The organism is Herbaspirillum huttiense (assembly GCF_004367745.1).
GTDB classification, from domain to species: domain Bacteria; phylum Pseudomonadota; class Gammaproteobacteria; order Burkholderiales; family Burkholderiaceae_D; genus Herbaspirillum; species Herbaspirillum huttiense.
In genome coordinates, this window is sequence record NZ_CP037993.1 from 4,141,407 (window position 1) to 4,153,133 (window position 11,727).

Annotated in this window: 9 protein-coding genes; 3 read left to right on the forward strand and 6 right to left on the reverse strand. The window is 64.0% G+C overall.

Going from position 1 to position 11,727, the window contains the following annotated elements; all coding sequences use genetic code 11:
- Positions 1–7 precede the first annotated feature (7 nt).
- Entirely contained in the window at positions 8–508 is a 501-nt protein-coding gene (gene andAd / locus E2K99_RS18540) for an anthranilate 1,2-dioxygenase small subunit AndAd (protein WP_134223155.1), read from the reverse strand.
- Positions 505–1,785: an anthranilate 1,2-dioxygenase large subunit AndAc gene (gene andAc, locus E2K99_RS18545; protein ID WP_034335827.1), complete on the reverse strand. Its 1,281-nt coding sequence runs from the start codon at positions 1,783–1,785 to the stop codon at positions 505–507. Before andAc ends, andAd begins: the two co-directional genes overlap by 4 nt.
- A 257-nt stretch (positions 1,786–2,042) precedes the next feature.
- Between andAc and E2K99_RS18550 the strand changes: the two genes are divergently transcribed.
- Positions 2,043–3,203: a muconate/chloromuconate family cycloisomerase gene (locus tag E2K99_RS18550; RefSeq protein ID WP_134223156.1), complete on the forward strand. Its 1,161-nt coding sequence runs from the start codon at positions 2,043–2,045 to the stop codon at positions 3,201–3,203.
- A 64-nt stretch (positions 3,204–3,267) separates the two neighbouring features.
- Positions 3,268–4,179, forward strand: coding sequence for a catechol 1,2-dioxygenase (catA, locus tag E2K99_RS18555; protein WP_134223157.1), 912 nt, complete (start codon positions 3,268–3,270; stop codon positions 4,177–4,179).
- 81 nt (positions 4,180–4,260) lie between these two features.
- On the opposite strand, the gene E2K99_RS18560 is transcribed toward catA, so the two are convergent.
- On the reverse strand, positions 4,261–5,163 hold the full coding sequence (locus E2K99_RS18560) for a LysR family transcriptional regulator (protein WP_039784226.1): 903 nt from the start codon (positions 5,161–5,163) through the stop codon (positions 4,261–4,263).
- 425 nt (positions 5,164–5,588) lie between these two features.
- On the opposite strand from E2K99_RS18560, the gene E2K99_RS18565 reads away from it, so the two are divergent.
- On the forward strand, positions 5,589–6,605 hold the full coding sequence (locus E2K99_RS18565) for an AraC family transcriptional regulator (RefSeq protein ID WP_134223158.1): 1,017 nt from the start codon (positions 5,589–5,591) through the stop codon (positions 6,603–6,605).
- 330 nt (positions 6,606–6,935) lie between these two features.
- Here the strand turns inward: E2K99_RS18565 and E2K99_RS18570 are convergent, their stop codons facing one another.
- The 3 genes from E2K99_RS18570 to E2K99_RS18580 are packed head-to-tail and all read right to left on the reverse strand — an operon-like array spanning position 6,936 to position 11,722.
- A complete protein-coding gene (locus E2K99_RS18570; protein ID WP_134223159.1) occupies positions 6,936–10,208 on the reverse strand; it encodes a hybrid sensor histidine kinase/response regulator in 3,273 nt (1,090 codons plus the stop codon).
- A gap of 8 nt (positions 10,209–10,216) precedes the next feature.
- On the reverse strand, positions 10,217–10,876 hold the full coding sequence (locus tag E2K99_RS18575; protein ID WP_039784218.1) for a response regulator: 660 nt from the start codon (positions 10,874–10,876) through the stop codon (positions 10,217–10,219).
- Between the two features lie 24 nt (positions 10,877–10,900).
- Positions 10,901–11,722 carry an EAL domain-containing protein gene (locus E2K99_RS18580; protein WP_134223160.1) on the reverse strand — a complete coding sequence of 274 codons (822 nt, stop codon included), beginning with the start codon at positions 11,720–11,722 and terminating at the stop codon, positions 10,901–10,903.
- Positions 11,723–11,727 lie beyond the last annotated feature (5 nt).

Consider the following 11,727-nt stretch of genomic DNA (forward strand, 5'->3'; position numbering starts at 1 on the left):
GGCCGCCTCAGATCGGGGTGGCCAACAAGGTCGCCACGCGCAGCGTGTCGTAGATCACGCGGCGGCGCGCATAGCGCCAGCCGGCCTCGGTCCTGACCACGCGGTCCTCATAGCGGCCGGCCTGGTAGACGAAGGACTCGCCGTTCTGCAAGGTCTGCACCACCACGTAGCTCGATTGCGCATCCACCGAGCCGTCGGCATTCTGCGAGAACACCAGCCCGGAAGTCATGTGGCGATAGGTGTGCGCCTCGTAGATGTTGGCGTGGCGCAGCGAGAGCACGCGATCCTGCAGCATCTTCTTGCTATCGCAGTAAATGATGCCGATGGGCAGGCCGGCATCGGCGTTCTCGCGCGGCACGATTTCATACAGGCAGTCGTCGGTAAAAAACTCCGGCCACTGTTCCAGGCGGTCGTTGTCGAGCGCATGCACGTAGCGCTCCTGCAGTTGGTGCAGCTCGAACCACAAGCTCATCTGTTCCATGTTTTGCATCTGCTTTGCCTCGCTCATGCCTTCTCGATGGACGGGAAGCCCATCAGTTTCTGGTAGCCCATCCAGAACTTGCGGATCAGGCTTTCGGTAATCAAAGTGTCTTCCTGGTCGGGGTTGTCGCGCGCCATGTCGATCACCGAGCAGTGGTCCGGGTCACGGGCGGTGCCACGCTGCACCAGTTCAGTAGCCTCGGTGTCTTCCATCGAGATGTAGCCGGCAGGCCCCACCAGGTTGGCCTGCTTGATGCGTAGGGCGCGCAGCTCGGGGGTGTCGTCCTCGTAGCCGAAGAAGTGGAAGACCAGCTCGAAGTTGCTCGGGCCCTTGGGCAGCAACTGGCGCGCCACCAGGGTGTTATGGATCTGCTGCACCACCAGCTGCGGGAAGATGGGCTGGATGTGGTTGGTGGTCAGTTCCTCGAATTCCTTGATCTGGCCCAGCACCGACGGATCCTGCAGCGAGAAGCCCTCATCGAAGGAGCGGATCTCCTGCTGCTTGTAGGCATCCGCCGTCTCCACTTCATTCTTGGTGGCGGTGATGATGCTGTGCAGGCCGTGGTGCTTGTCGGCCAGCGAGCGCGCCTTCATGCCCACGCGGAAGATGTTGAAGGTGGTGTGGAACAGGTGCAGCAGGCTGGCGTGATACGGGTCCTTGACGTTTTCCAGGTAGAGCTTCCAGTTCGACTTGGAATACTGGCGCGTGCAGCCGAGGTAGACGATGGGCTTGTGGAAGATGCGGTCGATCCACGGACGCATCTCGGCGCCGATGTAGTCCGGCAGCGATTCCACGGTCTCGCTGAAGGTGGCGAAGACCAGGCCCTTGTAGCTGTCCACGCGCAACTGGCGCAGGCCGTGGCACTTGGGATCGAAATCCTTGGCCATGCCGGTCGCGCCCTTCTGGCCACGGCGGAAAGGCACGCCCAGCAGGTTGCCGCGCGAGTCGAAACTCCACTGGTGATAAGCACAGCTGTGCGAACTGGCATTGCCGCGCGGCGTACGGCAGACGATGGCGCCACGGTGCGAGCACTTGTTGACCCAGGCGGCCAGGGTGCCATCTTCGGTGCGGGTGACCACCACCGGGGTGTCGCCGACGAAGGTACTTTTGTAATCGCCGTTATTGGGAATCTCGGCTTCCAGCGCCAGGAAGCTCCATGTCTCGCCACGGTAGATGCGTTCCTGCTCCAGGTCATAGACCTCTTTGGAGCTGAATACCTTGTAAGGAGTGCGCGCACCATCGGTGCGGGGGAATTGCACCAGCGGTGCATAGCCTTGCTGTTCGAGTTCGGTGGATGTGCTCATGCGACGGTCCTCATCGTGGGATGCCAGGCGGGGCCTGGACGATGAGCCATATTAGGCAGACTGCACAAGGACGAATATCCGCCATTTGCATAGTTGCGGGGCAGTCTTGTCCGTTTTTTGCATACCTTTCACGTTATACCCAAAAGGTATGCAGCATGCCCGAATCGGTCTTGGACACCCAGGCAGCTTTGTTCCTATCATCCATTCCAAGTCAGACATCGTCAGCATTCGCCTTCTTCTTTTCTACGGACTGCATCTTGAATTCCACCCTGCCCGCCACCTCCATCGAAACCGTCGAGGTCCTGCTGCTGGACGTTCCCACCATCCGCCCGCACCGTCTGTCGATGACCACCATGCACCGCCAGACCCTGGTGCTGGTGCGCATCACCGGCAACGATGGCGTGGCCGGCTGGGGCGAGGCCACCACCATCGGTGGCCTCGCCTATGGCGAAGAAAGTCCGGAAAGCATCAAGGTCAACATCGACACCTACATCACGCCGCTGCTGCTGGGCGCCGATGCCAATCAGGTCGCCGCACGCATGCATCACATTGCCGAGCATGTACAAGGCAACCGCTTCGCCAAATGCGCCATCGAGACCGCGCTGTCGGATGCGCTGGCGCGCCGCCTGGGCGTGCCCCTGTCGACGCTCTTCGGTGGCCGTGTGCGGGAAAGCCTGCCGATTGCCTGGACCCTGGCCAGCGGCGACACGGCGCGCGACATCGAGGAAGCCGAAAAGATGCTGGCCCAGCGCCGCCACAACATCTTCAAGCTCAAGATCGGCGCACGCACCGTAGAGCAGGATTGCGCCCACGTGGCCGCCATCAAGCGCGCCCTCGGCGAGCGCGGCAGCGTGCGGGTGGACGTGAACCAGGCCTGGACCGAGACCGAGGCCATGCTGGGCATGCAGTTGCTGGCCGATGCCGGCGTGGACCTGGTGGAACAGCCCATTGCCGCCACCAATCACGACGGCCTGTATCGCCTGCGCCAGAAGAACCGTATCGCCATCATGGCCGATGAAAGCCTGCATGGCCCGCAGGATGCCTATCAACTGGCCCGCGTGGGCGCAGCCGATGTGTTCGCCGTGAAGATCAACCAGTCCGGTGGACTGGCCGGTGCGCAGCAGGTGGCCGCCATCGCCGCTGCCGCCCAGGTCGAGCTGTATGGCGGCACCATGCTGGAAGGCGCCATCGGCACCATGGCCTCGGCCCAGTTGTTTGCCACCTTCGGCACGCTGGCCTGGGGCACCGAACTGTTCGGCCCGCTGCTGCTGACCGAAGAAATCCTGGCCACGCCACTGCGTTACCGCGACTTCGCTCTGGAACTGCCGACCGGCCCCGGCCTCGGCATCACCCTGGATGAAGATCGCGTCAACGCGCTGCGCCGCGACCGCAAGACCCCGCTGGTCTCCGTGGCCTGATCCATCGGCCCGGACCAACCGCACTCACCCCCACACATATCCAACCAGAGACAGGAGAGACAACGTGGACAAGAAAGCCATCGACGCCGTACTGCAAAAAATCGAAAGCACCGAACTCGCGGAGGGCAACCAGCGTGTCAAGACCATCGTCAACCGCCTCGTGCGCGACATGTTTTATACGATTGAAGAGCTGGATGTGCAGCCGGAAGAATTTTGGGCTGCCGTGGATTATCTGACCTCGGCCGGCAAGTCGGGCGAGTTCGGCCTGATCGCCGCCGGCCTGGGCTTCGAGCACTTCCTCGACCTGCGCATGGATGAAGCCGAAGCGCGCCGTGGCGTGCAGGGCGGCACCCCGCGCACCATCGAAGGACCGCTGTACGTGTCGGGCGCGCCCGAGCAGAAGGGCTTTGCGCGCATGGACAAGGATCCCCAGCCGGGCGATACCCTCTTCATGCAAGGCCAGGTTTTCGACGAGCACGGCAAGCCGCTGGCCAATGCGCTGGTGGAAGTCTGGCACGCCAATCACCTGGGCCGCTATTCCTTCTTCGATCCAGACCAGAGCCCGTTCAACCTGCGCTGCTCCATCCGTACCGATGACCAAGGCCGCTATCGCTTCCGCAGCCGCGTACCGGTCGGCTACAGCGTGCCGCCGGGTGGCGCGACCGACCGCCTGCTCAACAAGCTGGGCCGTCATGGCAGCCGTCCTGCGCACATCCACTTCTTCGTCACGGTACCGGGCTATCGCAAGCTGACCACGCAGATCAACATCGCCGGCGATCCGTACCTGTGGGATGACTTCGCCTTCGCGACCCGCGAAGGGCTGGTGCCGGAACTGAAGCACGTCACCGATCCGGCCGAGATCCGCAAGCATGAAGTCGATGCGCCCTTCTATGCCATCGAGTTCAACTTCAACCTGCTGCCGGAACAGAAGGACCTGCCCAAGGCCGATATCAATCGTCCGCGTCTGGCCGCGTGAACCTGCGCTGAACTGAACGACCACGGGCCATGCGATTGCATGGCCCGGGTGCATTGCATCTCACCCTTCGGAGGCCTGCGATCAGGCGTACTCCTCGGCATGCATGCGCGCAATCGAGGCCGCTGTCGACCGTAATGTTTGCAGCAACAGCGAGCGGTCGTTGGCGCGGAAATTCATGATCACCGGCGAATGCACGCCCTTGTTGGACAGCGGCCGGTACACCACATCCGAACGATGCAGCCCCTGCACCGAACGCGGCACCAGGGTCACGCCCACGCCGGCGGCGACCAGGCCGATGGCGGTCTGCATCTCGTTGGCTTCCTTGACGATGGCCGGCCGCAGGGCGCGGCTCGAAAAAATGTCCAGCACCTGGTCCGCATAGCTGGGACGGGGCTTGGCCGGATAGAGAATGAAACGTTCCTCTGCCAGCTGCGCCAACGTCACCTTGCTGCGCGCCAGCAGCGGATGGCCCAGCGGGAACACCGCCACCAGCGGTTCTTCCACGATGGTCTCGCAGAGGATGTCAGGGTCGCTGATGGGCAGGCGTCCGAAGCCTACATCGATGCGTCCGGACTTGAGCGCCTCGATCTGTTCCATGGTCACGATCTCGGAAAATCCGATTTCGATGTCCGGCATGTCGGCGCGGAAACGCTTGATCATCTCGGGCAGCAAACCATAAAGCGCCGAGGGCACGAAACCGATGTTGAACCAGTGCTGCTGTCCGTGGGCGATGACGCGCGTTCCTTCCTCGATCTGTTCCAGCCTGGACAATACCTGCAAGGTCTGTTCGTAGAAAAACTTGCCGGCCATGGTGAGCGCAATCGGACGCGAGGCGCGGTCGATCAGCTCGGCCCCGAGCATTTCCTCGAGCTGGCGGATCTGCCGGCTCAGGGGCGGCTGGGCGATGTGCAGCAATTCGGCCGCACGGCTGAAACTGAGCGTGCTGGCGACGGCATTGAAATACTTGAGATGACGCAGTTCCACTATACCTCCGAGGCATACCATGATGCTGATTTGATATTGTACGTTCACCCGCCAAGCGCATAGAATCGGCGATCAGCCGGCCGCAGAGCCGTGCCCCACAGCAACGAGGCCCGCGTCCACGGCAGCAGGGTCCGACCAGAAGACCGTAGAGGAGACCGACATGATCCACCCCGCCCATGCTGGCGCGCTTTGCTCTGCGCACCGCCGACGACCTTCCATCCCGGGCATGAAACTTGCACTTGCATGACGCTGAACGCCACCGCCGCTGGCTGAGGGAAAGCAGACAGCGCGCACTGCGTTCGCATCGTCCATGAAGGTGCATGGCAGACCGGCTCCCGCGCCGTCTGCACGCAGCAGCACCCCACCCCGGTACCACCGCTCTTCCGCCACCGGCCCGTGCGGAAGGGCAGCGTTAAGAGGTTAACATGCTCAACACTGTCCATGCGCTCAGTCTGGAGCCCTTGTATCGTCGCCGCGTTTTTCATTCCACCCGCAAGGTCGACTGTCACGCCCAGGTCGCCAACGAACTCGCGGAACATGACCTGTTCTGGAAGGGCGACGATGTCGATACCGTGCTCTTCAAGGCGGCGATCCAGCAGTTGCAGATCTTCATGCTCAAGTATGGTGCCGAGGTCGTCGTGCGTCCGCGCCTGTTCAATGGTTTTGCACTGGTCCACATGACGCTCTCGGGCAGCGCCGAGATCGAATCCGATGGCCGCAAGGTGTGCATCCCGCAAGGCCATACGGCGCTGATCGCACCAAAGAAGAATCTGCGCCTGTGGTGGCAGGCGGGCTCCGAGCAACTGATCCTGAAGGTGCCGCTGGCCCTGTTCGAGGAATTGCGTGCGGTCGGCCAGCGCGGTCCGATGGATGTCCCCTCGGTGTTCCTGCTGCCGCAGCAGGCCGCGCCCTATTGGGACTTGCTGATCCAGTCGCTGCTGCGCGTGCTGGCCCTGCCCGGCCAGGGCGCAGGCCAGGGGGAATGGGTGCAGCACTTCGAACGCAGCGCTGCGCAATTCCTGCTCTCGCAACTGACGTCCACGGTGGAGCCCGTGCATGCCTCCAGCAGCGGTCAGCGTGCGGCCAGCGAATCGGCCGACAGCCTGGTCGGTGCCGGCAAGCTGCAGCGCCTGGACATGCTGGAGCGCTACATCCGCAGCCGCCTGTGCGCGCCGCTGGCGCTGGCCGACCTGGCCGGTGCAGCCGGCGTGAGCGTGCGCGCGCTCAATGCGCTGTGCCACCAGCAATATGGCGTGGCGCCGATGGACCTGCTGCGCAACATCCGGCTCGATGCCGTGCGCGAGCGCCTGCTCACGCATCCCGGGGCCAACATCACCGATACCGCCTTCGAGTTCGGCTTCGGGCATCTGGGACGGTTCTCGGCTTACTATCGCGAGCGGTTTGGCGAATTGCCCAAGCAGACGCGCAGCGTCACGCGCTGATTTTTTGGCCCTGCACCACGCGACGGCATCCTCGCCCGTTCTTGCACCAGCGCGCAGCAAGGCTCACACCGCGTGCCTCCCTTGTGAAAAAAACGGGAAAATCCGCGGCTGCATGACGCACGCGGCGGATATTTTTTGGTCAATTCCTTCACCAAGATCGCCGCAACAAGCATGGGCATGCGCATGTCCACGCACGCTGCCTGTCGGAAAATTCATCCGTGCTTGTTACCACCGCGCTTCAGGATCTGCAGAGCGGCCATTGTGGTGTGCACAGCCCCGAACACTCAATCGACAGCAAAGGGAGGATGAACATGAAGAACTTGTTCGCACTCAGCTGGCAGACTCCATGGCCTGCATCCATTCCCTGCAGGCCGCCAGCGCCGAGGGCTCGCCCGCCGTGATGGCGTGCTGGAGTTCGACGCTGCGTGCTGCCAGGTCATCCAGCCCCATGGCTTGCAGTCCCCCTTGCAGGCGATGCAGGATGCGCAGCACGCGTTCATGCTCACCGCGATCGATGGCTTGCTGCAGCTTCTCTTTTTCCCCCGGCCAGCTCTGCCGGAATGCCTCCCGCACTACCCGTTCAAACGGATCGACCGGCACCGTCTGCACTGCCTGCAACGATGGCGCAGGCACCGTGCGCACCAGGCGCGTCAGGATCTCCTGCATCTGCTGCAGCGAGGCTGGCTTGATCAGAAGAGCATCGAACAGCGCTGCCGGCAGTTGCGCCAGACTGCCCGGCCCCGCCGCCGTGGTGGCGATGATGCGGGCATGCGGCTGCTGCTCCCGCACACGCGTGGCCAGCGCCACGCCATCCAGACCGGGCATGCCCAGATCGGTGATGAGCACATCGGCGGGGTGCGCCTGCCATTGCGCGAGCGCGTCCAGACCATCTCGCGCCAGCCGCGGAGAGGCGCAACCCAGCGCCTGCAATTGTTGCTGCATCAAGGTCAGGTTCACATAGTCATCCTCGACCACCAGTACGTCGAGTCCGGCGGCCACACTGACCAGCTCTGCCACCGGTAGTGGCTCCACAGCGGCAGGCTGGCTGGCCAATGCGCGCAGCCAGTCGTGCCGCTCGAAGGCGCTGACCTGTTGCCAGCCAGGCGCAAGACTGGCGCGAAGGATCACGTCAGGACAGATCAGCACGGCCGGCACGGACTGGTGTTGCGCGCAGGCGATGAAATCATCCACGCAATCCGGTGCGACCAGATGGATCGCAGCGCCGGGCGCGCTGGCGCTGTCACGCCGCGCTGCACCCCACGCGGCGAGATAGTCGCAGAGGGTGGCCGCCATGTCCGCATCGTGACAATGCAATGCCACGGTCTTGCCCGCCAAGGGGCGCGAGACCGGCAGCGTGCCGTCCGTCCCGGGCAGCGACAGCGTGACCTCCGCACCGAAAACACTGCCCCGGCCCGGCTCGCTGTCGAGGGTGATATCGCCTCCCATCAGCTCGGCCAGGCGGCGGCACAGCGACAAACCGAGGCCAGTGCCGCCGAAGCGCTGGCTGATGCTGTCATCGGCCTGTTGCAGTGACTTGAAGATGCGTTGCCGGGCACTGGGCGAGACGCCGATGCCGGTATCGCTGACTTCGAAGCGCACCACCATGCGCGCCGGTTCGCGGCGCAGGAGCCGTACCGACAAGCGGATGCGCCCCTGCGCCGTGAACTTGACGGCATTGCCGACCAGGTTGTGCAGGATCTGCATCAGCCGCCGCGGATCGCCCAGCACCGGTGCTTCCAGTGCCACGGCGGGCAGGCACGAGAAGCTCAGTCCCTTGTCCAATGCCAGCGGTGCAAACAGCTGCGCGCACTCTTCCAGCAAGTCGTTGAGCTGCATCGTTTCCGAGGCCAGCGTGATGGATTGCGATTCGATCTTGGTGATGTCGAGGATGTCGTTGACCAGCCCCATGAGCATGTCGAAAGCATGGCGAATCAGCTCGATGCGTTGCCGCTGCGGCAACGACAGCTCTTCTCGCGCCAGCAGCTCCATATGCCCGATGGCCCCATGCAGGGGCGTGCGGATCTCGTGGCTGACCTGGGCCAGGAACATGGACTTGGCCTGGTTGGCGCGGTCGGCCATGCTCTTGGCTTCGCGCATCAGGGCTTCGTGCGCCTTCTGCATGTTGAGGTCGATCATGCCCAGCAGCAGCACGTCCTGGCCCGAGAAGCGCGTGCGCGACCAGACCGCGCCCAGATGGCTGATGCCGCCATCGCGCAGCGGCAGTTCGGCTTCGATCATGGCCTGGCGCAGATTGTCGCCGACCCGCACTGCGGTGAGGATCTGCGCGTAGAAGGCCGCGCAGGGCAGCGCCGACTGCTCCAGCATGCGCGAAGCCACCGCATTGCGCAGTACCACTTCGCCCGAGCCGGGCGCATAGACGGCGATGCCGACCGGCAGGGTATCGATGATGGTCTGGCTGAACTGGCGGCTCTCCACCATGGCCAGCGCCTTCTTCTGCAGCGGCCCGATCACGCAGCGGTCGAAATACAGGGTAGCGACCCAGACGAAGAGCAAGGCAAACAAACCCCAGACGGCCCCCGTCGTGAAGTCGCCCTGCAAGCCGGCCAGCACGTCGCGCCAGGTGAAGGTGAGCACCACCACCCACTCCGGTCCCTCGATGGTCTGGGCAATGAAGAAACTGCCGTCATCGTGGAAATGGCCGACGTGATCGTGCGGATCGGCGGCATGCCGCACATGCTCCTGGATGTGGCGCATCAGCAGCGGATTGACGTGCGGATCGGGACTGCTCAGCAAACGTGTGCTGCCCTGCCCTTCAAACACCATCAGGCCGGGCATCTCTTCGTTCTTCATGAAGAACTGGCGGAACTGGCTGGCCGGCACCGAGAACACGGCCGTTGCCTGGTCACCCTTGTGCAGCGCAATGCGCACGGCCAGCCGGGTCACGGCCGAGCGCTGCAGCGGTGCGCTCAAGGCCGGACTCATCCACAGCACGCGCTGCCCGGTGCTGCCCTGGGCGCGCGCCGCCCGTTCGCGCTCGGCGGCGAAGGCCGCATCGACCGGTGCGCTGATGGCGCTGATGTAGGGTGAGATACCGAGCCGGCGTACCTCTTGCTCTTCCGCGCCAGACAGCGGCGGCGAGACCGCCAGGAAGCCGGCCTCTGCGGTATAGATGAAGCCGTCCAGCGTGACGCCGGGCTCGGCCGGATTGAACATCGGCAAGGCCGAGGCCTGCCGCAGCAGGAGCAGCAGCGTGGCCAGGCGCAGGCGGTCGGCGGCGGTGTCACCGCGTATCACGAGCGAAAAAGGAACCACCGTCAGACTCTCGGGACTGCGGGTGATCTCGCCGGGATCCACGCGCTCGCTGTAGGTATCGAGCACCATCAGTTCCTTCTTGTAGAGATGCTGCAGGCGGGCATACATCTCGGCGAACTGGACCACCCGCGCGGTGAGGCGATCGACCTCGGACTTGATCTGTTCGCGCTTGCTGGTGAAGCTGCCGATCTGCCGTTCGCGGAATTGCGTGAAGGCGCTGTAGCCCAGAAACATCACCGCGCAGACGATGGCCACCGACAGCAGCGTGGCACAGCCATACAGGAGCCGGCGATAGTAGCGCTCCGACAGGGCAAGGATCTGGCGCGGCATCGCTGCTCTCAGTGGCCCAGGTTCTGGAAGATCCGGCTCAGTTCGACGTCATTGCTCACCCCCAGCTTCTTCATGGCCGCCACCTTCTGGTTGCTGATGGTTTTGGGACTGCGGTTGAGGCGCTCGGCGATGTCGCTGATGGACATGCCCTGGCAGATCATGCGCGCCACCACCAGCTCGCGCTCGGACAACTGGGCCAGCCCGGTCTGGCGCGCGTTGACATTGAAGAGACTGCCCAGCAAGGCCGACGACAGCGACTGCGGCAGATAGACCTGGCCGTGATGGACGCTGCAGACGGCTTGCGGCAGGTTGACGAAATCACTGCGGTTCTTGCCGATGAAGCCGGCTGCCCCCAGCTCCAGGGCGCTGGAAATGATCTGCGGCTGGGCATGGGCACTGAGGAAGATCACCTTCATCGCCGGATGCTGGCGGCGCAGGCGCTTGAGCAGGTCCAGCCCGTCGGCCTGGGGGTCATCATCAAAGGCATAGTCGCACAGCAGTACGTCCACCGGATCGCGCTCCAGGCAGCTCATCAGCTGCGCGATGCTCTCGGCCGAGAAGGCCAGCGCCAGGTCGGCGCAGGTGGCCAGGATGGCTTCGATGCCCCGCAACACGACCGGATAATCATCTGCGATCCCGACCCGTATCAATGTCCCCTTGGTCGCCATGTTGGCATTCCCTTTCCGCGCTGCTCAGTTGGTGACCGCCTGGCCCCGGCGGCGCTGCATCTGCCGGAAGAACTCCGGCATCGCCAGCGGCCTGGCGAAATAATATCCCTGGAAGCGCCGCACCCCCATCCGACGCAAGCGCTGCCACTGGCCCCGGGTCTCGATGCCTTCGGCGGTGACGGTCGCATCGAACTCGGCGGCCAGGCTGACGATGGTTTCGATGAGGCGACTGTACAGGGAATTGCCCTGCATGGCAGCAACAAACGATCGATCGAGCTTGAGGCAACTGACGCGGCCACAGGCCAGCTGGTGCAGGCGCGCGTCGCCGATGCCGAAATCATCCAGGGCGATGGCGATATCGGCCCGCTCGCACTGGGCGAACAGGCGGCGGCAGCGCTCCGGTCCAAGGTCGGCACCGCGCTCGGGCATCTCGATCATCAACTGCAACTGCGGCCACGGCAGGCGGCGCAGCAGGGCCTGGCACTGGGCCACCAGCGACTCGCCCTGCAACTGCTCACCACAGGCATTGAAGGACAGCACGAAGGGCTGCCGCAGGCAGGCGGGTGCGCTGCCCCACGCCGTGCGTACCTGCTGCAGCATCTGGCGCGTGGTGGCGGCCAGCAGGCCCTCCTCGGACAAGCGCTCCAGAAAAACCGATGGTGCCAGCACACCGGCGTGCGGATGCTGCCAGCGCATCAGGATCTCGGCCCCCTGCCAGTCGCCGTCCTCACCGACGATAGGCTGCAGGAAGGGCTGGAACTGACGGCGACGCAAGGCCAGCAGCAAGTGCCTGCGCTCCATGGGCGGGAGGGCGGCAGAGTGGGCGCAATGAGCGGCGGCATGCATGGGAA